Genomic DNA, 25,859 nt, shown 5'->3' with positions numbered 1-25,859 from the left:
CGGGTTGCGGTCTCGCAATACTCGGAGGATATTGACCTATCGCGGCAGTATGGTCCTGTTCCGCGACCCCGTGCCTGTCCGGAGAGGAAAGACATTGTCAGCCGCAGAAATCGTGGACCCGACGCAGAGCCCCGCCAGTGACCGTCGCCGGATCTTCCAGATCCTGGGACCGTTCGTGGGCGTTCTGCTGGTCATTGCCGCGATCACGGGCATCAGTCTTCACAATTACCAGACGACCCGCAGGGGCGCGATTGCGCTGTCCAACGATCTTCTGCGCAGCCAGCAGCGCTATGTGACGCAGGAAGTGAGCGACTATCTGGCTCCGGCCTCCGTCGGCGCCATGATCGCGCGGGACATGTTCCGCGATCCGCTGACGAATACTACCCCTTCTACGTTCATGCTCTACGGACGCTCCATTCTGGCCCATGCGCCTCAGGTGGACAGCTTCTATATTGCGAACGATCAGGGGCAGTTCTGGATGATCACGCGGCATGGAAAGGACGGTTTCGAGCAGACCCATTTCCAGACCGACGATGGCAAACAGGTCTATCACCACGTCTATACGGATCGTGACGGCAATATTACGGGAGAGGCGGCGGACCCGGCTGACGGCTACAATGTCGTGGTGCGTCCATGGTTCGCCAAGGCCGTCAAGCATCAGAACGATCCGGGCCGTCAGCTTCACTGGACGGATCCTTACGCCTTTGTTTCCACGCGTCAGTTCATCATTACGGCGTCGCTCGCCTATGACGGGCATGACGGGCACAAATCGGTCTTTGCAATCAATGTCTCGCTGAATCAGCTCACGTCGTTTCTGAACAAGCTTCAGGTCGGTCGCAGCGGGCAGGCCGTGATCGTGGACATGCATGGCCGGATCATCGCGGGGCATAATCTGGCCCCCGGACAGGACCCCAAGACTTTCGATCCGGGGAATGTCTTCCTTGATCCCAAGACACAGCCGGTCTTCACGCAGGCGCTCAACCGGTATCGCATCGAAGGGCCGGGAACGGGCGTGGTGCATGCGCGGGGGAAGAACTACGTTACGATTGCCTCTGAACTGCCGTTCGTACACCGGCAGTGGGTTCTGCTGCTGAATGCACCCGAAAGTGATTTCGCCGATTTCGCGCAGACGGCGCGGCGACAGAATATCGGGTTTTCACTGCTGATCGTCATGCTGGCTTCCGTTCTGGCGTTTGCGCTGGTGGCGCAGGGGCGGCATGTGGAGCGTCTGCGAAAGCGGATCCAGCGGGGCCGGGAGCAGATCAGGGCGGAAAATGCCTCACTACTGGAAATCGCCAGCACGCCGGATCTGTTCGATCCCGCTCATGAAGTGCCGATCTTGACGGAAGCCCTGACCGCGCGGACCAGCGCGCGTCGCGCCAGCCTGTGGCGGCTGCTGCCGGATGGCGACCGTCTGTTGTGTGAGGATGCGTTCGATCCATCGCGCGATGTTCACAGCACGGGCATCGAAATCAGCCGCCGCGAAAACGGCAAGCTGTTCGATGCTCTGGACGAAGGACATACACTGTCGATCGCGGATGCCTCGCAGGACGAGCGGACGCAGAACTTCCAGCGCGTCATCATGCGGGCCGTGGGCGCCAGCACGCTGCTGTTCCAGCCGGTCCGCAATGCTCACCGGACGGTCGGCGCCATTGTTCTGGAAGATCCGGGGCAGCCGGAGACGATGGAGCATATCATTGCCATTGTCGGCTCCGTGGTCGCCCTGCGCTTTGCCAAGCCTTTCGATGCGGCGGCCGACGGCACGTCCGGCTTTGCGGTCGCGGCCGAGAAATACGAGACGCGCTTTGGCGAAGGCTTCCTGCTGGAGCCGTCGCCCACGGCGGAAGAGCCGGTTGCGGCCGGGTTCTACCCGCAGGTTCCGGTCATGGTCATTTCCTTCGTAGACCCTTACGCGCCGGATCGCGACAGCATCACGCGCGCCATGACCGTTATCCGCACGCTCAGTATTGAAATCCAGAAAATCGCCCGCGACAGCGGGCTGTTCTCCGTGCAGGTGGTAAGCAACAGGCTCGTTCTCGTGGGCGGCTGCTCGCAGACGCCGGACCCGTCTGCCGCCGTGCGTCTTGCGGATGCGGCGGTGTCGATCCGTGAGGCCTGCCTGTCGTCTCTGGCGGCGGCGGATCTGGACCCCGTGTTCCGGATCGGGATGGATGTGGGATCTGTCATGGCCTCCGAACTGGGAGAGGCGCCCTCCGTCTTCAACATCTGGGGCGATGCGCTCAACGGGGCCGAACTCCTGACCGGGAGCGCACCGGATGCCGGGACGATCCAGGTGTCCGAACAGGCCTATCTGATCCTGCGGGAGCATTTTCTCTTCCGGGCCCGCGGCATGTTTTATCTTCCCAATAGCGGCATTACCCGCAGCTTCATTCTGGCTGGCCGCCGATGAAAGGACTGCGCAATCTCGACCGGATCACGATGGTCCGGACCATGCTGGTCCATCTGGGATATTTTTCCCGCACGCAGATGCGTTTCACGCTGATGATGATCGGGGCCGGCTGGGGAATCATGCGGGAGGCGACCCGCCTGACGACATGGCGGCGGACGGTGCGGATCGAATTCTGGGCATCCCTGCATCAGGCTGTGGGCGGAGGCCTGCTGAGTACTCTGGTGACGGCGGCGCTGACAGGTTTCGGAATCGTGGCGCAGACTGTCTACTGGCTCGGCTTTGCAGGTATGGCACAGATGACGGGGTCCATCCTGTCCACTGTTCTGGTGCGTGAAATCGCGCCGGTTCTGGTGGGCGTGATCCTGTTGGGGCGTTCGGGGATGTTGATGCTGACCGAACTCGGAACCCTCACGACTGGCGGTCAGATGCGCGCCATGACCGGAATGGGGGTCGATCCCTTTATTTCGTTTCTTGTGCCGCGCAGTCTCGCCATGACGATCAGCGGCTTTACGCTGGGCATCATCTTCAGCCTGACGGCGCTTGTCGTGGGTTATGCAGTCTGCCGCGTGGAAGATGCGATCACGATGCCGATCTGGGCGTTCATGGATCAGGTCGCGGGGAGCGTAAAACCGATCGACTATTTCGTGATCCCCGCCAAGTTTGTTTTCAGCGGCTACGCGGTGGGTGTGTGTTCATGCCTCTCGGGCATGGATGTGACGACCGAAGACGATCTGGCAAGCATGCTTCCGCGCGGGTTTGCACGCGGAATGCTGTCGATCATGGTCATCAATGTCGTTTTCAGCGTGTGTTTCGATGGCTGAAAACGACGACGTCCTGTCCGATGCGCTGGAAGCCCGGCTCGAATTAGTGGACGCGCGTCCACGGTTTGATGAGAGCGGTCTGGTGTCGAGCCGCTATAATCTGCGGCTCAATCCCGGCGAGTGCGCGCTGATCGAGTGTCGGGACATGGGGCAGGCGGCACTGTTCGCCGATATGTGCGTGGGCCTTATTCCGCTTGATGACGGCCATGTGCGTTGCATGGGTATGGACTGGGCCGATCTGGACGAGCGGCGCGCCAACGCATTGCGGGGGCGGATCGGACGGATCGTGGTTACGGGAGGCTGGGTGGACCTGTATGGGACGCATATGAATATCCTGTGGCCGCAGCTTCATCACACGCGCACGCCCATCGAAAAACTTCAGGCACAGGCCGTGCATCTGGCGGTTACGCTGGGTCTGCCGGGCCTGCCGGTGGTGCCACCGGGACGCCTGTCGGCGATGGACCGGCAGCGCGCGGCCTGTGTGCGGGCCATGCTGGGGGAACCGGCGCTCCTGCTGCTGGAACACCCGATGGAAGGGGTTTCCGCCAGCCTGATGAATGCGTTTCTGTCTCTTGTGACCGATCTGCGGGACCGTGGCTGCGCGGTGGTGTGGATGGCTCCGGATGAAAGCGGGTGGGGGGATTATGCGTCCGATGCCACGATCCGCCTGAGACTGTACGATGATGGACTGTTTTCGATGCGAGGTTCCTGATGTTCCGCCTGCGCCAGACCGAGACCGCCCGCCCGCTCTTTCAGAACCGCTATGCGGATGAATGGGTCGGGCTGCTTGTTCTTGCTGCGATCGTCATGTTCGCGGTTGCGGTCGTGGAGGCCGGATTCCTGCGTCAGTGGCTGACACCGGAAAAGAAGCTGCATTTCATTCTGCCCGAAAGCGGCGTGGCAGGGCTTGCGATCGGCAACGACATCGAAGTCATGGGCGTCCATGCCGGTGAAATCCGGCGCCTCAAGCTCAATGAAACGGGCCGGATGTATGCGGAAGGGGACCTAGACCCGCAATTCGCAAATTTCATCCGTCAGGACAGTACGGCCGTCATCCGCCATCGCCTGATCGTGGCGGGGGCGAGTTACATCGAACTCGGGCGGGGCAAGGGCAAGCCGCTGGACTGGGACTATGCGGTCCTTCAGGCCACGGTAGAGGCAAACCCCGCGGATGTAATTACCCAGACCGTCATGGATCTGCGCAGCAAGCTGGTGCCGGCGATGAATAACGTTCAGCTCATCACGGCGCAGGTGAACGACATGATGACCGATATGCGCAAGGGGCAGGGCACGATCGGCGGTCTGCTGGTGAAAGATGACGTTCTGGACAAAGCCAATGCGGCCCTGGCACATCTCGATACCGTCATTGCGGATCTGAAGCCCATTGAAAAACAGGTCGGGGGGGTCATGACCAAGGTGGATGGAACGATGGACAACGCGCGGGCCGCGACTGCGGGTCTGCGTCAGAGCATGCCCCAGATCCAGCAGACCATAGGACATGCCAACACCGCGACCGCCCAGCTTCCGGCCCTGCTGGCGCAGGCCGAAGCGAGCGCGAGCAGTCTGCGCAAGCTGACGGATCAGCTCCGGGGCCTGTGGCTGCTGGGCGGCGGAGGGACGAAGCAGGAGCCTTCCCATCGTCTTCCGGCACAGGCAGTGCGCCCATGAAGCGCGGTCTTCTGGCCTGTACGGCTCTGATCGTCCTGACGCTGGACGGTTGCTCTTCTTCCAATGCCACAAAAGGCTCAAAGCCCGATCAGCCTTATGAGGACGCCATGGATACGGGAAAGACCGTCTACGGTATCGGTCAGGCGTCTCAGGCCGAGGCACAGTACCGGACGGCCATGGACCGTGCGTTGATGCGGGACGATGCCGTCGCCATTCATGAAGCCGGCTTCAATCTCGCGACGGTGCTCCTGGTACAGGACAAGCCCCGGAAGGCCCTCCAGAGCCTTGGCGAAACCGAGACCGCGCTAAGCCTGCGCAATGTCTCTGATACGTCCGATCTGGCGGTGATCCGTGCGGCTGCCCTGTACAGACTGCATGACATGATGTTCGCGTCACAGGCCGTGGATCGCGCGTTGCAATCCCCTGATATGGGCATTCGCGAAAGAGCTCTGTATCTGTCCGGCCTGATTGCCGCAGACCAGAAGCGGGACGCTGTTCTGGCGCAACGCGTGAACGATCTGGCGGCTTTTCATGAAAATGGCGCGAGCGTTGACCGGCAGGAACTCCTGGCCCGTCTGGAGCTGTTGCAAGACCAGCCCGAACTCGCCTCTGACGGAGCACTCTCGGTCGTGAAAAGCCGTCGGGATGCTCTGGATTATCGCGGGATGCGTCGTGCGCTCACGCTGGCAGCCGATGCTGCAGAGGCCGCGGGCCATCCGCGTCAGGCCGCAGCCCTGCGGCAGCAGGAAAGCGCCAGCCAGCAGGTGGAGGACAAGAAGGCGGAAGAGAGCGGTTCGGCAGAAACCCCCTGAACGCTCAGAACTGGCCGCGGGTATTGCCGGCCCGCTTGGCGTCGTCTTCGCACATATAGGTTCCGTGGGCCGTGGCGCCGTACCAGAAGCTGCCCTGTACATGATAGACATGGGTCACCGTGTTGACCCAGACCTGAGTGCAGGTCTCGCTGTTTCTGGTGTCTGCAATTTGTGTGACCGGGGCTTTTCCGTCCGAAGGGGCGGTGACAGTGGCGTTTTCGACCTTGGGATCCTGTGCGAGTGCCGTTCCGCCCAGAACCCCGAGAACCAGAAAAGAAGCGAGCAACGTTTTCATTTGGAAAATCCTCTGTCAGCGATCCTTGTCTGCTGTGAGGTTATGTAAATAAATATTTATGCCAAAATCACGAACGGGTAATTCCGGCATCCGGAGATAACGTTTCTGTTAAATCACAAGTAACGAATCGGTTATCTGTGATTTATTATTACAGGTTTCCAAGAACCTTGAGTCCGATCAGTGTTGCATTTGGAATGATCGACGTTTCGCCGGGGCGCATCATGTATTCGAACTCAGGCTGCACCACGAGGCCGGGATGGATGGGAATACCGTAATAGGCTTCCAGAATGGCGGAATGGGTCTGCGGTCCGTTGACGAACGCGCCCATGGACATGCCTGCAAGCTGTCTCAGGCGCTGCCCCAGCGTAATGGCGGGGCTCATCTGGTAGTAGGAATACATCACGCCGAAACGGTCGAACGGTCTGCGTGGAATAATGCCCAGAAGCGAGGCCCCAACATAGACCTGATCGGAGAATGTCGAGACGCTGGGCGTATTGTGCACATAGCCCGCAAGAACGTATCCGCCCGCCATCTGGTGCTGGCCGCCCTTGCGATAGACCATCTGGTCGGCCTCGATATAAAATGTATCCCGGGATTTGTTGGCATCGTGAAATACGTCATGCGCGAACATTGCCGGAATTGTCCCCAGACGGTCGGCATAGGGGGAGGTGTCGTGTCCGAAGCCAAGTTTGTAATGACCTGGCAGATTATCTTTACCGATAAAGGGCTCCCAGGTCAGCTCGATGGGAAGCATGACACCTGTGGAGGTTTCACTGCCCCAGGCCCAGCCGCTCGGATTTTCCGTCAACGGGCCGACCTTGTAGACGCCGGTGCGCAACGTCAGGTCGCGGGTGGGCTTGATTCGCAGCGTGCCGCCCCATGTGGCTTTCGGATAGACGCTCCAGCCTTCATCGGCCTTGATTGCAGGCGGCGCGGAACACTGCACCATGAACGTGCAGAGCAGCACCGACGTCGCATAGGTATGCGTCAGCGTGATGCGACCGATATTGATGTTGACGCGATTGTTAAAGAACGACTTCTCAACATAGATATCCGCCAGATGCGCGGCGGCATGGCCCGAAAGGCTGTAGACTTCGCTCAGCAGGATGCGATGCTCCCCGACATGGTCGTAGGAGATCTGACGGCCCGCACGTTCCATCATTACGGCGTGCAAGATCCAGCCATCCAGCCCCAGCAGTCGCCCGAGATCCCAGCGCGTGTTGAAGGTCAGTTCATGGGCGTAGGACATCCCCTTGCTGATGCCGCCCCCGACATTCGCCATCGACTCTCCCTTATAGGAGAATTCAAAGCTAAAACCGCGCTCCGTCAGCCAGTTCCGGTAAGGCGAAAGCTGGGGCACGAGATGGCCGAAAGCTTCGGCCGGAACGTAATAGCCGGCCGTCAGATCGCTGCGGCGCAGGGCATCGTTGTTGCGGTTGAGGAGTGAGGAAATGCTTTCCGTATCGAAGATCGCACCCAGATGATCGGCGGAAGGGGCGGCTGGATGAGACTTTCCGGTGGCTGTGTGCTGTGCTGCGCTGGCCGGATGCGAAACGCCGGCTGAGGTTGACGGCAGCAGGCGTACCATTGGCTGGTGCGGAGCCTGCTGAAGCACTGGCGCCGTGCCCTGTGCATGAACGGTTAGTGGAAGTGTGGTGAATACTGAAAGGATATTGATCTGCAGGAGTATTTTCAAAAAACGCGGGCGAGACATGTCTGCTTTTCTTTCCTGCGATCATGGACTGCATGATGCATGACTGTAAATCTGGTCTGTGAAAGCAGAACGCTCAGGGACTCCCATGGTGCGTTTCTGGTTCTCCAAGGAAAGATAAAATCCGTAATGAAGAAAATTCCCAATCACATAATCCGGAACTTTCTTCACTAAATAAAAAAGTACAATATATTGTACTGATTCCGGGTCTATTTTGCATCGTCCCGGTCAGGGGTATCTTTTGACTGTATAGAGGCAGGTTCAGCTCAGGTGGCGCTCACGTTCAATCAGAGCCAGCCCTTCGGCAACGGACACGAACTCCGACCCTCCATCCACGCGTTCCGCACCGAAACGCCGGTCGAACAGGTTGCGGACCGCGGGGACGAAAGAGGTGCCCCCGGTCAGGAAGACCCGGTCGATATCGTCTGGTCCCAGACCGGTCTGGCGCATGGCATCTTCGATGGCGCCGTCCAGACGTTCCAGGTCGGGGGCGATCCAGCTTTCGAAATCGGCACGGGTGATGGTCTCTTCGATTTTCAGATCGCGATGGACGAAGCGCAGGACGGTACTGTCCTGACGCGACAGGTCGCTTTTGGCCTGGCCAACCGCACGATAAAGATTCTGGCCTTCCTGATCCTCGATCAGTCGCAGCAGGCTCCGCAGCTTTTCCGGCTCGGAGGATGTCTTGGCGACGTCTGCGATGTCGCGCAGCGTCTGAGGCGTGCGCATCAGGGACAGGCGATGCCAGCGGCCAAGGCTTGCGAACCATTCGGCCGGGACGGGCAGGGGCTGTCCGCCCATGACGCGATAGGTCGCATCCCGGCCCAGTGCCGGGGCAACGGCATGGCTGATGATGCGGTAGTCGAACTGGTCGCCTGCGATACCAACGCCCGAATGGCCCAGTGTCGTGACGCGCTGACGGGCCTGCGGGTCAAAGCGCATGATCGAAAAATCGCTGGTGCCGCCACCGAAATCGCCAACGAGAACGGTCGCCGGGCGGTCGAGGCGTTGCATGAAGCGCCAGCCCGCGCCCTCGGGTTCGAGCACGATATTCGGTTCGGGGAAGCCTGCTTCCAGAAAGCTCTCGCGGAGACGGGTAACGCCGAGCGAATCATCGGCCAGTTCGCCCGCAAACCGCACTGGGCGGCCGATCGTGGCACTCACATCGGATGGGTTCAGCCCGGCCTTGTCCATCAGCGACGTGAGGAAACGGGCGATCAGGGCTTCGAGCGTCATGACACTGCTGAAAACCCGCGTTTCGCGAAAGGATCCCTGCGCAAGGTAGGTTTTCATGGACATGATGAGACGGCTCTCGGCCGGATCGTCGAGATAAGCCTCGATGGCGTCCAGCCCGATCGCGTCTTTCATGACGCGGCGTCGTCCGTCCTGATCCATCCACAGACAAAGCAGGGTGCGGCAGGTTTCGCTGGTGGCGTGGTCCGTAAAGACGAAGCGGGCAGGGTGGGTACTGCCGTTTTCATCCGCAATCACGACCACGCTGTTGGTGGTGCCGAAATCAATGCCGACGCGGATTTTGGTCTGGTTGTGTCCGGGCGTCGTCATTGGTTCTGCTTTCTTCCGGTTTGGGCAAAGGGCGTGGGTTTAGGGAAGAAGCCGTCAAAGGCCAAGCATAAAAAAAGGGGAAGCACCCTTTCGGGTCCTTCCCCTTCTTGTGCAGCGGCTGAGATCAGGACGCGGCCATCTCGCAGACGGCTTCTTCCGTCAAGGCCGGACGCATCGTGCCCATCTCGGCTTCGGACTGCACCATGGGTGACATTCCCAGCGCGGAGAGGAGTTGGCGATCACGGTGTTCAGCCGGGTTCGGCGTGGTCAGGAGTTTCTCGCCACAGAAGATCGAGTTCGCACCCGCGAGGAAGCACAGCGCATGGGCTTCGTCGGTCATGTTTTCGCGCCCTGCGGCAAGGCGGACATGACTTTCCGGCATCATGATACGCGCCGTTGCAATGATGCGGACAAAGGTGATGGGATCGACGGCTTCGGCCTCGCCCAGCGGGGTGCCTTCAACGCGGACAAGCAGGTTGATGGGCACGCTCTCGGGGTGCTTGGGCAGGTTGGCGAGCGTCATCAGCAGACCGGCACGGTCGGACAGGTCTTCACCCATGCCCACGATTCCGCCGCAGCAGACATTGATGCCTGCGTCGCGCACGTTCGAAAGCGTGTCGAGACGCTGCTGGTAGGTGCGGGTGGAAATGATGGAGCCGTAAAACTCTTCGGACGTGTCGAGATTGTGGTTGTAATAATCCAGCCCCGCCGTCTTCAGGCGCTCCGTCTGCTGCGCATCGAGCATGCCAAGCGTCACGCAGGTCTCCAGCCCCAGCGACTTCACGCCTTCGATCATCTCGCAGACGGTATCGAGGTCATGATCCTTCGGCGTGCGCCAGGCGGCTCCCATGCAGAATCGGCCCGCACCGGCTTTTTTGGCAGCGCGTGCTTCCTTCAGGACGGATTCCACGGCCATCAGGCGCTCGGCCTTGACACTTTTTTCGTGAAGCGCGCTCTGCGGACAATAGGCACAGTCTTCCGGGCAGCCGCCCGTCTTGATCGAAAGAAGCGTGGAAATCTGCACTTTCGTGGGGTCGAAGTAGCGACGGTGCAGGGTCTGCGCACGGTACATCAGCTCCGGGAAAGGCAGGCTGATAAGGGCTTCGACTTCGTCGCGGGTCCAGTCGTGGCGGACGTCTGGGTGGGGCGTAAGGGTGGCCGTCACGGATCAATCTCCAAGGGTTGCTGCATCACACCTACCCAAAATTGTCCCACCGTGTCATCTGATCGTCACTATTGGTGAGCCGGAAAACGGACGAGGTTGCAGAATGAAACACTGGCATATTGATCAGATGGACTGGAACTCCTTTGATCCGTCCCGCGTGGACCCCGAGATCATCCCCCTCGTGAAGGCCGCTTCCGTGGTGGAAAAAAACGGTCTCGACTATGCCGAATATCTGCGTCGCGTCTTCGTCGGAGATCCGGATTTCAGCGCGGCTGCCGCGAACTGGGCGGTCGAGGAAGTGCAGCACGGTGATGCTCTTGGCCGCTGGGCCATGCTGGCCGATCCGTCCTGGAACTATGAAAAGGCGTTCGACCGCTATCGCGCATCGTACAAGATCGACGCCGATGTGGACGCTTCCATCCGCGGCTCCCGCACGGGCGAGCTGATTGCGCGCTGTATGGTCGAAACCGGTACGTCGTCCTTTTATACGGCACTCGCGGACGCGACGGACGAGCCATTGCTCAAGGCCATCTGCAAGCAGATCGCAGCGGACGAGTACCGGCATTTCAAGCTGTTCTACGATCACATGCACCGGTATCTGAAGCGCGAGAAACTAAGCGTCTGGGCGCGGACGCGCATTGCGCTGGGTCGTGTGACCGAGAGCGAGGACGACGAACTGGCCTCGGCCTATCACACGACCAACGAGCCGCCAGGCATGGCCTATGACCATCAGCGCTGCATTGCGGCCTATATGTCCAAGGCGATGGGCTTCTATCAGCCCAAACATATCGACCGCGTGACGGCGATGATTTTCAAGACGATCGGGTTTACGCCGCATTCTCGCTGGCAGAAGCTGGCATCTTCGCTGGTCTACCGGTTGATCCAGTGGCGCCGGAAAGTCTTCAGGAGGCAGGTTCAGGCCTGAGGACTTCCACGCAACATCCGGAAACTGGAAAAAAGAAGACGAAACCGGGCGTCTGTGCCATGAAAGGCACCTGATTCTTTCGCCTGCGTCCGGAGATTTCGATGACCGTTTCCGCCATTTTCTCCCGTCGTGCCGTCTACGGCGCAACCCTGTCCCTCTGTGCCGCCGGGCTGTATCAGTTTCCGACAGCGAAAGCGGATCCCTATTCCCTGCCGATCGCATCGTCCGGTCCGGTCAAAACCGATACGGTGAGCGCCGCCACCCTGTCCGCGCAGCAGCTGGCCAAGCAGGTCGGTTACGCGCAGTTCACCGCGCCGGACTGGCATGTCGGGCCTGTCCGGCACATGGTGATGTTCCGCTACACCAAGGATTCCACAACGGCACAGCGTGCCGAAGTGTCGGGACGTTTCCTGCATCTCGCGGAGGACAGCCGTCGTGCAGACGGCAAACCGGTTGTCGCCAGCATCGAAACCGGCTTCCAGAACAGTGGAGAAGGGGCGGATGCCGGCCTTCAGCAGGCATTTCTTGTGACGTTCCGCTCCGAAGGAGACCGGAATTATTACGTCGGCAAACCTGTCGTGACAGACGTGGCGTTCATTGATCCCGCCCATGAGGCCTTCAAGGAATTTGCCGGGCCGTATCTCGAAAAAGTTGTCGTCTTCGATTACCCGGTCGCAGCGGCCGTGACACCGGAAGGCACGGGCGCAAAGATCAAAAAAGCCCGCAAGGCCCACTGAACGCAGTGCGGGCATTTTGTCCTTTTGACGAAATGATACTTTATACCTCATTCTAGGGGCACCACTCTGGAATGAGGTACATTGTGAAACGATTCCTTACGTCGCGACATACTCTGAAACATGGTGCCAGCCTTCTCGCCCTTGCCGCGGGTTTGATGGTCTCCAGCGCGCAGGCTGCCGGTTACAACGCCGGCTGGGGTTTTGATGAAGCCGGAATGGACCGTGCCGTTCAGCCGGGAAACAATTTCTTCGAATACGCCAACGGCACTTATCTCAAGAACCTCAAGATCCCCGGAGACATGAGCAGCTACGGCCCGTTCCGTATCCTGTATGAACTCTCCCTGTCGCGTCAGAAGACTATTCTGGACGAGGCCGCGAAGAAGGTGGCCCAGCAGCCCACGGACGACATGGGCAAGATCGGCACCTATTACGCCAGCTTCCTAGACCAGAAGGCTGTGGATCGTCTGGGTGGCAAGCCGCTCGCAGCCGATCTTGAAACGATTCGGAACGTGAATGATGGCAAGTCTCTTGCCGCAGCGTTCGGTGCGTCCCTGAAATCCATGATGTTCTCCACGTTCCAGATCGGTGTGGAGCAGGACCAGAAGGACCCGGAACGCTACATGCTGATGCTCGATCAGGGCATGAGCATCGGTGTGAGCGGCGGCCTCGGTCTTCCGGACACGAGCTACTACACAAATCCCAAGCTGGCGGACAAGAAGAAGGCCTATCAGGCCTATGTCGCCAAGATGCTGACGCTTGAGGGCTGGCCGGATGCTGCGAAGAACGCGCAGGCGGTGGTCGATCTCGAAACGGCTCTGGCCAAGGTTGAAGTGCCGCGCGACCAGACCCGCGATCCGCTCAAGATCTACAACCCGATGCCGGTGTCCGAGCTTCAGAAGCTTGCGCCGGACTTCGACTGGGTCACGTTCCTGACCAGCGCCGGATTGCCCGCAGAGGGGCTGGAAAGCCGCAAGATCGACGTGCGCGAGCCCGCCGGTATCAAGGCGATGACGACAGTTCTCAAGGCTGCAGACCCTGCGACGCTGCGCGCGTGGCTGGCGTTCCATCTCGGGGACAATGCGGCCGGTTATCTGTCCAGCACGTTCTATGATGCGTCCTTCGACTTCAACAGCCATACGCTGTCGGGCGTGGCGCAGCAGTCTCCGCGCTGGAAGCGGGCCGTGCGCGTGACGAACGGTGCACTGGGCTGGGCACTGGGCCGCGAATATGTCGCGCGCTACTTCCCGCCTTCCGCACAGGCGCAGATCACGGATCTGGTGCAGAAAGTGAAGGCGTCCTTCCATGATCGTCTCGAACACAACAGCTGGATGGACGAGCCGACCCGCAAGGCCGCTCTGAACAAGCTCGACCATTTTGCCATTCAGGTCGGTTATCCGAAGAAGTGGTGGGATTACAGCAAGCTCGACATCCGCAAGGGCGACGTCTACGGCAATGCCGTGCGCGGTGCGGCGTTCAGCTGGCAGCACGATCTGGACAAGCTCGACAAGCCGGTGGACCGCGACGAATGGGGTATGACGCCGCAGACGGTGAACGCCTACAACGATCCGACCATGAACGAGATCGTGTTCCCGGCTGCCATTCTCCAGCCGCCGTTCTTCGACCCGAAGGGTGATCCCGCCGTCAATTATGGTGGTATCGGTGGCGTGATCGGTCACGAAATGAGCCACGGCTTCGACGATCAGGGGCGTCATTATGACGAACATGGCCGTCTGAGCGACTGGTGGAGCAAGGCTTCGACGGAAGCGTTCCAGAAGCTGGCCGACCGTCTGGCTGCGCAGTACGATGCGCAGGAAGTCCTGCCGGGCCTGTATGTGAACGGCAAGATGACCATGGGCGAGAATATCGCGGATTCCGGCGGGCTGAATCTTGGTCTTCAGGCCTATCATGACTCGCTGCACGGTCAACCCGCGCCGGTCGTGCATGGTCTGACGGGTGACCAGCGCGTCTTCTTCGGCTGGGCTCAGGTCTGGCGTGAAAAGGACCGTCCGGATGCGCTGCGTCAGCAGGTGCTTTCGAACGAACATGCCCCGGCTGTTACCCGCGTCAACATCCCGGCTCACAACATTGATGCCTGGTATGATGCGTTCGATGTAAAACCCGGCCAGAAGCTCTATCTGGCACCGGATCAGCGCGTAAAGATCTGGTAAGGTCGTGACAAACTGGAACGTGGGGCCTAATCACGGTCTCACGTTTCAATTTTCTGCCTGACGGACCCATTCTCATGACACAAATGACGATCGGCCATCTGTACACCTCGTTGCATGCGGGATGTGCCAGCGCGGTCGCGCGCGTGCTTGAGGCCTATGAGGTCGAGGTCGAGTACGTTGATCTGGACCCCGATGACGTCGAAGAGGCCCTGGAGCAGGGGGAAGTCGATCTTCTCGTCTCCGCCTGGTTCCCGCGTGATGAAAATCTTGCCGGGCCGGGTCGCCGGGTTCTGGGTGATTTGTATCAGCCTGTCGTCAGCTTTGCAGCCCTGACGTCTCTGGGCGCCGTTGGGACCCTGACTGCAACAGATGTGGACCGGATCATCGTAACCGATGACAGCCGTCAGGCTCTGGAAGAGGCGCTCAAGCAGCTTCCGGCGCTTTCGGTCCTGTCCATTGAAACCATCGGTGAGGGCGCTCTGATCGAGCGGCTTGAAAAAGCCCGTGACGCCGGGGAGAAACCGCTGGTGGTCGCAACGCATCCGCATGCGGTGTTCCATACCGATCTGCTGACCGTGCTCGAAGACCCGTCGCGTCTGCTTGGGGGCGAGATGTCTGCCCGCATGATTTTGCGTGAAGATGTAGCACGTCAGGCAGACAGCGATCTGCTGGATGAACTTTCGGAAATGATGCTGGGCAACAAGGTCATGAGCGCCCTGGATTATGTCATTTCCGTTGACGGGCAGGATCCTGAAGGCGCGGCTGAAGCCTGGCAGCGCGGCCGTCTGATCGGGCGCTGATACATCAGGGGGCGCGGGAAACCGGCCCCCTTTTTTTCTGGCCTCAGCGGAAGACGAGGCCACCATCGATCAGGACGGACTGACCGGTCATGTAATCGGCGTCGCTGCTGGAGAGATAGGCGACGAAACCCGCGACATCATCGGCGGTCTCCACCCGTCCGAGAGCGATTCCCTCGACATATTTCTTGTAGGTCGCGCCGACTTCCGTGCCGGTAATCTCGGCCATGCGCTGGTCGATCGTGACCCACATATCGGTTCCGACAATGCCCGGGCAGTAGGAATTGACCGTAATCCCCGAAGAAGCCAGTTCCTTGGCAGCGGACTGCGTCAGGGCGCGGACGGCGAACTTTGTTGCCGAATAGGCGCCCAGAAGCGGGTAGCCTTCATGTCCGGCAATCGAACAGGCATTGATGATTTTGCCCTTCGTGCCCTTTTCCTTGAAAATTTTCGCAGCGGCCTGAATGCCCCACAACACGCCCTGCACGTTGATGCTGAAGATCTTTTCGATCTCCGCAGGCTCGATCTCCAGAACCGGTTTGACCTGACAGATTCCGGCGTTGTTGACCATAATGTCCAGCCCGCCCAGCGTCTCCGCGGCTTCGCGCAGGGTTGTGGCGAACTGGTCGCGGTTGCTGATATCGGCCGTAAGCGCGACTGCACGACGTCCAAGCGCTTCAACTTCCTTGGCGGTCTGGGCGAGAATGTCCTGTTTGACGTCCAGCAGAATGACGTCCGCGCCATCCTTGGCCAGACGAAGTGCAATGGCCTTGCCGATACCTTGGGCGGCACCCGTGACGGCAGCTACTTTTCCAGAAAGGGACATTGAAAAAAGATCCTTCGATTGTCCGTCATCCGCATGTGAATGCCATGACGGCGCAAACCATCCGTTCTTTATTTTTGCGATTCCACAAAAAACCGCCTGTTTTCCAAAAGTTACACGGAATTGTGTCAGACGGGGCCGACGCAGACTGGAGATGGAGCAGGGTTGCGATTTTCCTGAACCGGCTCTGGTCATGTATTTCCGGGACTGTAAGAATGCGTTAAATAAACGTTACGAAACGGATGCGGCGGGAATTAATGAGCCATTCTGAAAGCATTAGCGCCGTCTTCGAGACATTCGGCGGCATCAGCGACGAGGAATGGCTTCAGGTTCTGGTGTCGTCCGTCCGTATTCCTGAAATTCACGGTGTGAGGATGCCAACCTTTCCGCCGGATGATCTTCAGCGGGAAATCCATGGACATCATGGGGAAATTTCCGTCCATGAGGCGCACGTCTTCTTCCGGGAAATCAAGGCGTACTGCGCCTATGCCGGGCGTCCGGTCCGTCCCGAGACGCGGCTGCTGGATTTTGGGTGTGGCTGGGGGCGCATTGCCCGGCTGTTCATGAAGGATATCCGGCCTTCCAACCTGTATGGCGCGGAAACCACGGACCGTTTTCTCATGGCTGCGCGGCGCAGCAATCCCGCGCTGAATTTTCTGGGCTGCGATCTCGTGCCGCCCATGCTTCTGACATCGGAAAGCTTTGACCTGATTACGTCATGGTCGGTGTTTTCGCATCTCGACGAGTTCCTTGCGGGGCACTGGGTCCGGGAGTTTCACCGTCTGCTCAGGCCAGGGGGGATTCTTGTCATGACAACGCAGAGCCGCCGTTTCATCGCCTTCTGCGCCGAACAGCGGCTTAAACGCGCCTCCGGCATCCGCCTGGAGCATCCCTGGCATGAGGCCTGTGCCGACAGTTTCACGGATGAAGCGCGTGCGAATGCGGAATTCGAGGCCGGGCGCTTCCTTCACGCGGCGTCCTCAAAACCCCCTCAGCCCCAGTCGCATTATGGCGAGGCAATCATTCCGCGAAATTACATCATCAAGGCATGGGGCGGACTGTTCCGTCTGATCGAATACATGGACAATCCCGTCCGGTTGCCACAGGTCCTGATTGTGATGCAGAAGATCGGATAGTCATCGTTTGTCATGAAGATCTGACAGAGCGGGAGGGAAGGGACTTGAAAAAAACTGGCATCAGCATGGGATTGCTCGCAGTTCTTCTGGCCGCACCTTTTCCCAGCGTTTCTGCCGAACCGGAAGAAACTGTCACCGTTACCGGCCAGCACGCCATGCGTGTCGGGAGCTACAAGGGTATTTACCGGGTCTATGACCGGTTTGACCGCCTGCCGGAGAAGGCGGGGAAAAATCTGTCTCTGCACTTTCTGGGGGATATTTTGCCCGACCATGCCGTGCCGTCCGAAGCGCGGGTCGTGCTGCATGCCAAAGAGGGCGATATTCCGCTTTTCACTGGTCAGGACCGGGAGATGCACTTCCCGCGTTCAGAGGCCCTTCTGGCAGAAAATCCTCCAGTTCTGCTGACCCTGCCGTCCAACCGGAAGGTCCAGCTTGAGCTGGCGATCGAGGTCGATCCTCTCCCGGCGCCGTCTTTCACGAAAGAAGAGGCTGCGGGGTGGCTTGGCCAGATCAATGCCGCAATCCGCGATTTTTTTGGCGTGATTCTCGCCTTTCTGGCGCCTGATGCGCACCGGTTGAAGGTTGATGTCGCCCCCGGAGCGCGTTTTGAAGCCGTGGAAAACGGAACGCCGAGGCTTCTGGTCGATAATCAGGGTGTCGTGCCCTATACATTCATTCTCCGCCCGCAGGATTATCAGGACGGAACCGTGTTTCGCTCCGACAGGCCGTTTTCCATGATCCGCGTGAAGATTCCGACTGATGAATTTTTCACGCTCAAGCGTAAAAACTGATGCGGGATTTGACAGATGGATCGTGAGGACGCATCACGCGGAACCTTAAATTCACTGCCAGCAGGGGGATCCATGTCGGTTCACGCGTTCGTCTTTCCGGGACAGGGGAGCCAGTCCGTCGGGATGGGGCAGGCCCTTCACGAGGCTTTTGCATCCTCGCGCGCCGTTTTTCAGGAAGTGGATGAGGCGCTTGGCGATCATCTGTCGCGCCTGATGTTCGCTGGTGATGCGGATGAACTGACACGGACCGAAAACGCCCAGCCCGCTCTCTTCGCGGTCTCGCTGGCTGCCGTGCGTGCTCTGGAAAGCGAAGGCGGCTTCAAACTGGCGGACAAGGCGGCTCTGCTGGCTGGGCATTCGCTGGGTGAGTATTCCGCGCTGGCCGCTGCTGGCACGCTTGGGATTGCGGAAGGTGCGCGTCTGCTGCGTCTACGTGGGCAGGCCATGCAGCGCGCCGTTCCGGCCGGGGAGGGCGGTATGGCGGCTCTTCTGGGTGTGGATGCGTCTCAGGCCCGTGCGATCTGTGATGAAGCCTCCCAAGGCGAGACGCTGGAAATCGCCAACGACAATGGCGGTGGTCAGATCGTTGTGTCCGGTGTGATGAGCGCAATTGACCGTGCCATTACCGTGGCCAAGGAACATGGCATCAAGCGCGCCGTTAAGCTGCCGGTCTCCGCACCTTTCCATTCGTCGCTGATGGCGCCTGCCGCACGCGAGATGGAAGATGCACTGGCGACCGCGACACTGAACGCACCGTCCGTTCCCGTCATTGCCAATGTCACGGCAGCCAAGGTGACCGATCCGGCAACCATTCGCGAACTTCTCGTGAAGCAGGTGACGGGCACCGTGCGCTGGCGCGAGAGCGTGCAGGCGATGGTGGCAATGGGTGTGACGAACATGCACGAGCTTGGTGCGGGCAAGGTCCTGTGCGGTCTGGCACGTCGTATCGCTCCCGAGTTGGCCACAAGCAATGCCGGAACGCCTGCCGAAATCGAAGCCCTGCTCAAGACCCTTTAAGGACCACCGATCATGTTCTCTCTTACCGGCAAGACGGCCCTCGTAACGGGCGCATCAGGCGGCATTGGTGCCGCGATCGCCCGCCAGCTTCACGCGCAGGGCGCGACGGTCGTGCTCAGCGGCACGCGCGAAGCGGCCCTTCAGGAACTGGCCGACAGCCTGGGCGAGCGCGCCCATATCGCCGTCGCCAACCTGTCCGATCCCGCCGAGGCCGACGGTCTCGTGGCCAAGGCCGAAGCCGCTGCTGGCGCTCCGCTGGACATTCTGGTCAACAATGCCGGTCTGACGCGCGATACGCTGGCCATCCGCATGAAGGACAGCGACTGGTCGCAGGTTCTGACCGTCGATCTGGAAAGCCCGTTCCGTCTGGCCCGCGCTGCGCTCAAGGGTATGCTGCGCCGTCGTGCGGGGCGGATCATCTCGATCGCCTCCGTGGTGGGAACGACGGGCAATGCCGGTCAGGCCAACTACGCCGCCGCCAAGGCAGGCATCGTGGGCATGAGCAAATCTCTGGCGCAGGAAGCCGGTCCGCGTGGTGTCACGGTCAATGTCGTGGCACCCGGTTTCATCGAAACGCCGATGACGGATGTGCTGCCGGAAGCGGTCCGCGAAAAGCTGGTTGGCTCCATTCCGCTCGGTCGGATGGGGAATACTGGTGACGTGGCGTCCGCAGTGGTATATCTGGCTTCCGAAGAGGCAGCATGGGTCACGGGTACGACCCTGCATGTCAATGGTGGCATGGCGATGGTGTGAATGCTTGGCCTTTTTGGTTAAAGCATGCTAATCGCGCGCTGCTTTGCCCGGCCTGCTGAAGGCTGATGTCCGGTTCTTCCGGTGGCAACGCCTCCCCTTCAACGGGGGCGGCCCTGCTCTGGAGGAACCACTGGGCTTCCGGACTGGCAGGCGGCAGTACGAGTTTTGATGTAACGCACCGGACGGGCAACAGGGTCCCGGATGGGCATAAGGAACGAACAGATGAGCGACATTGCTGACAAGGTAAAGAAGATCGTTGTCGAGCACCTCGGTGTGGACGAAAGCAAGGTAACGCCGGACGCGTCGTTCATCGACGATCTGGGCGCAGACAGCCTCGACACGGTCGAGCTGGTCATGGCTTTCGAAGAAGCCTTCTCCGTTGAGATCCCGGAAGATGCAGCCGAGAAGATCGCAACCGTCAAGGATGCCATCGACTACATCGAAAAGCAGAAAGCAGCCTGAGGCCAGTCCTCAAGCTGACCGGGGACGGTTTTCCGGTCCCGGATTCCCACCCCCTTCAGGGGTGGAAGACCAGCCGGGTCCTGTCATGAGGCCCGGCTGCAAGACCCGGACATAACGTGAGACAAGAGGCATCGATGAGCGGGACTGCAACTAACGGGCGGCGTGTCGTCGTAACCGGTATCGGTGTTGTCAGCCCACTGGCTGTGGGCGCGGAACTGACCTGGAAGCGGCTGATCGAAGGGCAGTCCGGCATTGGCCGGATCACGCATTTCGATCCCTCCGAACTTCCTGCCCAGGTCGCCGGACAGGTTCCGGATGGCCCGACGGCGGAAGGTGGTCTCACGTTGTCCGACTGGGTGCCGGTCAAGGACCAGAAGAAGATGGATCGCTTCATCCATCTGGGCCTTGCCGCAGCCATTCAGGCTGTCGAGGATTCAGGCTGGAAGCCTGAGGACGAAGACGATCGCTGCGCCACGGGCGTGATGATCGGCTCGGGGATCGGCGGTCTTCAGACAATTTATGACGGCTCCCTGACGGTTTCGAGCGGCAAGGCCCGCCGTCTGTCGCCGTTCTTTATTCCCTCGGCCCTGATCAATCTGATTTCCGGTCATCTTTCGATCCGTTACGGCTTCAAGGGACCGAACCATGCGGTCGTGACGGCCTGCGCGACGGGCGTTCACGCCATCGGCGACGCCTCGCGTCTCATCCAGTATGGTGATGCGGATGTCATGATTGCCGGCGGTGCGGAAGCTGCGATCTGCTCGCTCGGCATTGCCGGGTTCTGCTCGGCACGTGCGCTGTCCACCGCTTCGAACGATGATCCGACCAAGGCCTCGCGGCCCTGGGACAAGGACCGCGACGGCTTCATCATGGGTGAGGGTGCCGGTGTAGTCGTGCTTGAGGAACTGGAGCACGCCAAGCGCCGCGGTGCGAAGATCTATGGTGAAATCGGCGGCTACGGCATGTCCGGTGATGCCCATCACATCACGGCTCCGGCTGAAGGCCATGAAGGTGCGTTCCGTGCCATGAAGGCCGCGCTGCGCAACAGCGGTGGCCTGACCACGGCCGATATCGACTACGTCAACGCCCACGGCACCTCCACCATGGCGGATGACCTTGAACTGGATGCAGTCGAGCGCTTCTTCGGCGAGGACGCCAAGCGTCTGGTCATGTCCTCCACGAAGTCGGCCATTGGCCATCTTCTGGGGGCGGCCGGTGCGGTTGAGGCGATTTTCTGCCTTCAGGCCATCCGTGACGGCGTCGTGCCGCCCACGTTGAACCTGGACAACCCCGCACGTGAAAGCGTGATCGACCGCGTGGCGCATGTCGCCCAGCAGCGGAAGATCGACGTCGCCCTGTCCAACAGCTTCGGCTTTGGCGGGACGAATGCGAGCATCATCCTCAAGCGCTTCAAGGGCTGAGGAAGGGTTCGTTTCCCATGTCTGAAGGTCAGTCTGACGGCGAGGAACCGCGGAAGCTCGTTCTTCCTCCAAAGGCTGGCCGCAAGCTGGCGCTCTTCGGAGCGCCGCTGCTCCTCGTGGCCGGACTGGTCGCGGGATATGGTCATTACACCGATCCCGGTCCGCTACAGGACCAAAAGACTTTCGTTATCCCGCACGGCAACAATGCCCGTGTGACAAAAGCCCTTCAGGATGATGGAATTCTTTCCCCGACCTGGGCCTCCGGTACTTTTTTCCGGATTGCCGCTTTCCTGACACATCGCAACGGCCAGATTCATGCGGCGGAACTCCAGTTTCCCTCTCGCGTCTCGGTCGCGCATGTTCTTGAGATCCTGCGTCACGGCAAGCCTGTTTCCCACCAGGTAACAGTGCCTGAGGGACTGACGGCGCTTAAAATTACAGCTATTCTGGACAAGGCCCCGGCCCTGAGTGGTGATCTGCCGGCATTGGCGGAAGGGACGGTTTTTCCGCAAACTGTCTCCTATGTCTGGGGCACGTCGCGTCAGGCCTTGGCCGAAAAATTGCAGAAAATGATGGCGACCAGGCTGGCCGCAGCATGGGACGGGCGCAATGTCGAGGCGCTGGACGGACTGATCCAGTCTCCGGAGGAGTTGCTGGTTCTGGCGTCCCTGATCGAGCGTGAGACGGCAGTACCGTCCGAGCGGCCCATGGTGGCGCGCGTGTTCCTGAACCGTCTGAAGCTGGGAATGCGGCTGCAGACGGACCCCAGCGTGATCTACGGGCTCAGCAACGGTGTGGGAACGCTTGATGCGCCTCTGACGCATGAGGACCTGCAAACGCCGGGGCCGTATAATACCTATCTTCAGGCCGGATTGCCCCCTGGACCCATCTGCTCACCCGGGCAGAGTTCTCTGGATGCGGCGGCGCATCCGGCTGATGGCAAAATGCTGTATTTTGTGGCGACAGGATCGGGCGGGCATAATTTCGCCGAGACCCTTGCCGATCAGGATAAAAATATCCGCGCCTATCGCGCACATCTGACTGCGACACCGCAGAACCCGGACTGAAGTCCCGCCCTCCGGCAAGAGGACGGGACGGCGTATCAGTGCTTCAGCGGCGCGAGGCTCTGGCTCTGGACACCTGCGGCCTGCGCCGAATAGGGGCGGGAGGCATCATAGGTCGTGGGATAGGGGCTGTTGCCCACAACGTCCTGCGCGGCCGTGTTACGGGCTGTAGTGGCCGCCTGCGTCACACGGGACGAGACCGTGGAAGCTGCCGGAGTCTGGGCAACCGACATCAGGGCGCGGCGTAGCGGGTCGGCAGACGGGTTGTTGACGCGCATCGTCACGACGATGTCCTCGGGACCGACCGTCTGGTTGTAATAGGCGCGGTTTGCACCGCTATCGACGGTCAGTTTCGAGCCGCCCAGAGCCGCACCGGCATAGAGACCCTCGTTTTTCTGAGCGGCGTAAATGTCGGTGTTGTGCGCGCCGGCCGTACTGTTTTCCAGACCCGTGCCAATGCTGGCGAAGGAGGCGGAGGCGGAGGCATCAAACTTGAACTGGCTGTCCAGAATGGCCTGAATGCCGCGTTGAGACATGATGAACAGGATGGTTTCAGCGCTCTGGACGCCGACCTGTAATCCCAGCGACGCCGTGCTCAGGCGATAGAAAGCCGGATCGGACCAGGACCCGCGGGCATCGCGGCTGAGCAGCAGGCAGCGACCGCCGGAGCCGCCGATCCCGAATGACATGTTCAGCACGGACGGGCAGACCATGACGGCCTTCGCTTCCGCGAGGAGTTTCTGCGAGCGCGACTGGGGGGTGGTCCCCGCGAAGAGATCCTGAACAGCCAGTGTCGCGCGATCAACGATAAGCTGCTGCTGGCTGGCAGTGGTCTGGGGTGCGTCGGAGCAGGCCGACAGGGCAATGCAGCCCGAAGCGACGAGCGTGGTGGTACGCAGGAGACCGGACAGGGTCATGGAAGATACCTTCTGCAGTCATCGAAAAGATGTTTCCCGCACTATGCGCCAAATGCGGCCAAATCACGAGTGCGGGGGGAGGGAGATGTCAGATTTCCATGTCAACGGCGGCTGAAAGAGCCTGTGCCACGCCGGGTGCGGCTGCAAGGATTGTCGCCCCGCCCGTCAGGCCGCCAGTCTGGAGGAAGGGCGAGACGGCCGCGCCGGACTCCGCGAGAATGGCCAGTGCGGCGGCCACATCCCAGAGCTGGATGACAATTTCCAGATAGCCGTCGGAGCGACCGCATGCCACATCCGCCAGAGCCAGCGCGCCGGACCCGCCAGAGCGCGGCATGGCACCCAGCGCCATGATGGCTGCGATCTTTTCGTTGAAAGTTTCGGCAGGAACGCGGGAGGACCAGCCCATTTCGATCATGGCCTCCTGCGTGTTGGTGATGGGAGACGCCTTGATGGGCTTGCCGTTCAGGAACGCGCCCTTGCCTTTGCTGGCCGTGAAGACTTCACCCAGCGCCGGGGCTTCAATCACACCCGCAACAGGTTCGTCGCCTTCCAGAAGACCGAGGGAGACACACCAGCGGTCCCGGCCACGGGCGTAGTTCGATGTGCCGTCGATCGGGTCCACGACCCAGCGGAAGCGGCCCTGGCGGGTGGCGCCGTTTTCTTCGCCCTGAAAACCGTCTTCGGGGAAAAGCTCCTGAATGCGGCGGCTGACGAGGGCTTCGACGGCGCCGTCCGCTTCGGTCAGATAGTCCTGCCGTCCCTTGAGAGTTCCGCTCGGGCCACCGGGGGCCGGGCGCAGGGAGAGGGCCAGCTGAGCTGCGTCGCGGACGACGCTGCGGGCGGCTTCTAGGCGGACGGCAATCGGATCAAAGGTCATGGAACAGTCCTATTCAGCGCGTCGTGCGGCGCGGAGGGATGAGGTGATGGCGGGGTCTTCAAGGCTCATGAGACGGCTGGCGGCTGTTGTCGCGAACAGATGCAGCAGCGTCCGCCTCCGGGCAGGAGCGAGTCTGTGGAGCGCGGGTTCGCGGATGATCGTACATTCTGCCAGAACGCCGTCGCGCAGGGCAGGGGGGACGGCGCTGACGCTGACGACGATCAGACCCACGTCCGGCGGGATAAGCGCCGCGGGAAAAGCATCATCCACTGCGAAAAACAGACGGTCGGACCAGTCGCGGTATTCGGGCCATTTCTGATCGGTCTGAAAATCACGCAGGCCGGACTTGATCTCGATACAGGTCAGGGAGTGGTCGGGCAGAAGCGCCATCACGTCTGCGCGACGGCCTGCGGCGGGAAGGGAGAATTCATTGATGGCCGCCCAGTTCATCGTCCGGCACAGGCCGAGAACGGCGCGCCGGATGGCCAGTTGCGTTTCGGGCAGACCGCAGGTGATGTCTGCGGGAATTGCGGAAAGAGCCTCACTCATGGTTCCATCCTGCCCCGATCTGCGCTCTACGTCTGCCCCGGCAGATATTTTTTGAAGCTGTATTTTTGCGGAAGGAGTGCCTCATGCCATTTCTGCGGACGGATCACTGGCGATGCGCCATCGTTCATGCGCCTCTGGTGGAGCTTGTCGAAGCGGCCAGCCTGAACGGTTTTCCCATCACGACACTGCCTGACATCGGAGACCATCGTTTTCTGGCGGACCCTTTCGGCCTGTGGCGGGATGGAAAGCTGCATGTCTTTGCCGAAGCCTTCGATTATCGGCATCCGAAAGGCACGATCGACGTTCTGATCTATGACGGTACGGGGCGGATGCTGTCGCGCGAGAGCGTTCTGGAAGAGCCCTGGCACCTGTCTTACCCCTTCGTGTTCGAGCATGAGGGCGAGGTTTTTATGTTGCCCGAAGCAAGCGCTTCCGGGCGTCTCTCGCTCTATCGTACGAAGTCGTTCCCGCGGGAATGGGAGCGGGTCGAAGCGTTCGATTTCCCCGAAGCGGCAATCGACGCAACCCCTCTTCATTATGCCGGTCGCTGGTGGATGTTCTGGACTCCTGCGGGCAGCAAGGTCGAACGTCAGAGTCTGCTGAACATTTCCGTGGCCGATACGCTGACGGGGCCATGGAAAAACCTCGGACTTTTCCTGAACGACCGTGCGGGAGCACGTCCGGCGGGGACGCCGGTCGTGATGGATGGAAAGATCATCCTGCCGACGCAGGACTGTCAGGGCACCTATGGGCGGGGCATTCGGCTGCTGGAAATTGAGGGGCTGGAGTGTGAACTGCCGAAAGTCACGCCCGGGCTTACGGTTTCCATCCCAGCCACCCTGCGTCGGCGCTTCCCGGACGGCATGCACACGCTCTCCGCAGCCGGGCAGGTGACGCTGATCGACGTCAAGAAAATCGGACTTGGCCCGAAACGGGACCTTCTGAACATGAAGCGCCGGATTTTCGGCGCCTGACGA

The 25,859-nt window shown here is 60.4% G+C and carries 25 protein-coding genes; 17 read left to right on the top strand and 8 right to left on the bottom strand.

Annotation, left to right across the window (positions count from 1 at the left end; all coding sequences use genetic code 11):
* Positions 1–94: 94 nt before the first annotated feature.
* Genes HK22_RS04930 through HK22_RS04910 form a run of 5 tightly spaced genes read left to right on the top strand, consistent with a single transcriptional unit; the run spans position 95 to position 5,711 of the window.
* On the top strand, positions 95–2,410 hold the full coding sequence (locus HK22_RS04930) for a cache domain-containing protein (RefSeq protein WP_086648539.1): 2,316 nt from the start codon (positions 95–97) through the stop codon (positions 2,408–2,410).
* The gene (locus HK22_RS04925) at positions 2,407–3,231 is read left to right on the top strand and encodes an ABC transporter permease (protein WP_062030244.1); all 825 of its coding nucleotides are present in this window, start codon (positions 2,407–2,409) and stop codon (positions 3,229–3,231) included. Before HK22_RS04930 ends, HK22_RS04925 begins: the two co-directional genes overlap by 4 nt.
* Positions 3,224–3,943: a hypothetical protein gene (locus HK22_RS04920; protein WP_062110360.1), complete on the top strand. Its 720-nt coding sequence runs from the start codon at positions 3,224–3,226 to the stop codon at positions 3,941–3,943. The genes HK22_RS04925 and HK22_RS04920 overlap by 8 nt, the downstream gene beginning before the upstream one ends.
* The gene (locus tag HK22_RS04915; RefSeq protein ID WP_062110358.1) at positions 3,943–4,899 is read left to right on the top strand and encodes an MlaD family protein; all 957 of its coding nucleotides are present in this window, start codon (positions 3,943–3,945) and stop codon (positions 4,897–4,899) included. The genes HK22_RS04920 and HK22_RS04915 overlap by 1 nt, the downstream gene beginning before the upstream one ends.
* Complete coding sequence (locus HK22_RS04910; protein WP_086648538.1) at positions 4,896–5,711, top strand: hypothetical protein; 816 nt, start codon at positions 4,896–4,898, stop codon at positions 5,709–5,711. The genes HK22_RS04915 and HK22_RS04910 overlap by 4 nt, the downstream gene beginning before the upstream one ends.
* A 4-nt stretch (positions 5,712–5,715) precedes the next feature.
* Here HK22_RS04910 and HK22_RS04905 read toward each other — a convergent pair whose 3' ends face one another.
* The 4 genes from HK22_RS04905 to bioB form a co-directional block, all read right to left on the bottom strand.
* Complete coding sequence (locus tag HK22_RS04905) at positions 5,716–6,006, bottom strand: hypothetical protein (RefSeq protein WP_086648537.1); 291 nt, start codon at positions 6,004–6,006, stop codon at positions 5,716–5,718.
* A 148-nt stretch (positions 6,007–6,154) separates the two neighbouring features.
* The gene (locus tag HK22_RS04900) at positions 6,155–7,720 is read right to left on the bottom strand and encodes a carbohydrate porin (protein WP_198945482.1); all 1,566 of its coding nucleotides are present in this window, start codon (positions 7,718–7,720) and stop codon (positions 6,155–6,157) included.
* A gap of 258 nt (positions 7,721–7,978) precedes the next feature.
* Positions 7,979–9,280, bottom strand: coding sequence for an Hsp70 family protein (locus HK22_RS04895; RefSeq protein WP_086648536.1), 1,302 nt, complete (start codon positions 9,278–9,280; stop codon positions 7,979–7,981).
* 124 nt (positions 9,281–9,404) lie between these two features.
* Complete coding sequence (gene bioB, locus HK22_RS04890) at positions 9,405–10,445, bottom strand: biotin synthase BioB (protein ID WP_086648535.1); 1,041 nt, start codon at positions 10,443–10,445, stop codon at positions 9,405–9,407.
* A gap of 103 nt (positions 10,446–10,548) precedes the next feature.
* Here bioB and HK22_RS04885 point away from each other — a divergent pair, with 103 nt between their 5' ends.
* From HK22_RS04885 to HK22_RS04870, 4 genes are all read left to right on the top strand, one after another.
* Positions 10,549–11,370 carry an acyl-ACP desaturase gene (locus HK22_RS04885; protein WP_062030236.1) on the top strand — a complete coding sequence of 274 codons (822 nt, stop codon included), beginning with the start codon at positions 10,549–10,551 and terminating at the stop codon, positions 11,368–11,370.
* 101 nt (positions 11,371–11,471) lie between these two features.
* Positions 11,472–12,107, top strand: coding sequence for a Dabb family protein (locus HK22_RS04880; protein WP_086648534.1), 636 nt, complete (start codon positions 11,472–11,474; stop codon positions 12,105–12,107).
* Positions 12,108–12,190: 83 nt separating this feature from the next.
* On the top strand, positions 12,191–14,275 hold the full coding sequence (locus HK22_RS04875) for a M13 family metallopeptidase (protein WP_369827203.1): 2,085 nt from the start codon (positions 12,191–12,193) through the stop codon (positions 14,273–14,275).
* 74 nt (positions 14,276–14,349) lie between these two features.
* Positions 14,350–15,075 carry a glycine betaine ABC transporter substrate-binding protein gene (locus tag HK22_RS04870; RefSeq protein ID WP_086648532.1) on the top strand — a complete coding sequence of 242 codons (726 nt, stop codon included), beginning with the start codon at positions 14,350–14,352 and terminating at the stop codon, positions 15,073–15,075.
* Positions 15,076–15,118: 43 nt separating this feature from the next.
* On the opposite strand, the gene HK22_RS04865 is transcribed toward HK22_RS04870, so the two are convergent.
* Positions 15,119–15,898: an acetoin reductase gene (locus tag HK22_RS04865; RefSeq protein WP_062030228.1), complete on the bottom strand. Its 780-nt coding sequence runs from the start codon at positions 15,896–15,898 to the stop codon at positions 15,119–15,121.
* 254 nt (positions 15,899–16,152) lie between these two features.
* On the opposite strand from HK22_RS04865, the gene HK22_RS04860 reads away from it, so the two are divergent.
* From HK22_RS04860 to mltG, 7 genes are all read left to right on the top strand, one after another.
* Positions 16,153–17,031 (top strand): bifunctional 2-polyprenyl-6-hydroxyphenol methylase/3-demethylubiquinol 3-O-methyltransferase UbiG, encoded by an 879-nt coding sequence (locus tag HK22_RS04860; protein WP_086648531.1) that lies wholly within the window; start codon positions 16,153–16,155, stop codon positions 17,029–17,031.
* Positions 17,032–17,075: 44 nt separating this feature from the next.
* Positions 17,076–17,822, top strand: a complete 747-nt coding sequence (locus tag HK22_RS04855; RefSeq protein WP_077802549.1) for a hypothetical protein — start codon at positions 17,076–17,078, stop codon at positions 17,820–17,822.
* A gap of 72 nt (positions 17,823–17,894) precedes the next feature.
* A complete protein-coding gene (fabD, locus tag HK22_RS04850; RefSeq protein WP_077802550.1) occupies positions 17,895–18,839 on the top strand; it encodes an ACP S-malonyltransferase in 945 nt (314 codons plus the stop codon).
* Between the two features lie 12 nt (positions 18,840–18,851).
* On the top strand, positions 18,852–19,592 hold the full coding sequence (gene fabG / locus HK22_RS04845; RefSeq protein WP_062030220.1) for a 3-oxoacyl-[acyl-carrier-protein] reductase: 741 nt from the start codon (positions 18,852–18,854) through the stop codon (positions 19,590–19,592).
* Positions 19,593–19,814: 222 nt separating this feature from the next.
* Positions 19,815–20,054, top strand: coding sequence for an acyl carrier protein (locus HK22_RS04840; RefSeq protein ID WP_011253554.1), 240 nt, complete (start codon positions 19,815–19,817; stop codon positions 20,052–20,054).
* A gap of 134 nt (positions 20,055–20,188) precedes the next feature.
* On the top strand, positions 20,189–21,475 hold the full coding sequence (gene fabF / locus HK22_RS04835) for a beta-ketoacyl-ACP synthase II (protein WP_086648530.1): 1,287 nt from the start codon (positions 20,189–20,191) through the stop codon (positions 21,473–21,475).
* 17 nt (positions 21,476–21,492) lie between these two features.
* The gene (gene mltG, locus HK22_RS04830; protein WP_086648529.1) at positions 21,493–22,542 is read left to right on the top strand and encodes an endolytic transglycosylase MltG; all 1,050 of its coding nucleotides are present in this window, start codon (positions 21,493–21,495) and stop codon (positions 22,540–22,542) included.
* Positions 22,543–22,577: 35 nt separating this feature from the next.
* Here the strand turns inward: mltG and HK22_RS04825 are convergent, their stop codons facing one another.
* The 3 genes from HK22_RS04825 to HK22_RS04815 all read right to left on the bottom strand — a co-directional run bounded on the left by HK22_RS04825 (position 22,578) and on the right by HK22_RS04815 (position 24,882).
* Positions 22,578–23,456 (bottom strand): lipid-binding SYLF domain-containing protein, encoded by an 879-nt coding sequence (locus tag HK22_RS04825; RefSeq protein WP_062030214.1) that lies wholly within the window; start codon positions 23,454–23,456, stop codon positions 22,578–22,580.
* Between the two features lie 88 nt (positions 23,457–23,544).
* Positions 23,545–24,333, bottom strand: a complete 789-nt coding sequence (locus HK22_RS04820; protein ID WP_086648528.1) for an inositol monophosphatase family protein — start codon at positions 24,331–24,333, stop codon at positions 23,545–23,547.
* A 9-nt stretch (positions 24,334–24,342) separates the two neighbouring features.
* Entirely contained in the window at positions 24,343–24,882 is a 540-nt protein-coding gene (locus HK22_RS04815; RefSeq protein WP_086648527.1) for an MmcB family DNA repair protein, read from the bottom strand.
* An 83-nt stretch (positions 24,883–24,965) separates the two neighbouring features.
* Here HK22_RS04815 and HK22_RS04810 point away from each other — a divergent pair, with 83 nt between their 5' ends.
* Entirely contained in the window at positions 24,966–25,856 is an 891-nt protein-coding gene (locus HK22_RS04810) for a hypothetical protein (RefSeq protein WP_086648526.1), read from the top strand.
* Positions 25,857–25,859: the final 3 nt, after the last annotated feature.

The organism is Gluconobacter sp. DsW_056 (assembly GCF_002153595.1).
GTDB lineage: Bacteria > Pseudomonadota > Alphaproteobacteria > Acetobacterales > Acetobacteraceae > Gluconobacter > Gluconobacter albidus.
Note: the sequence above shows the minus strand (reverse complement) of the source record. Positions and strands in the feature narration are given on the sequence as shown.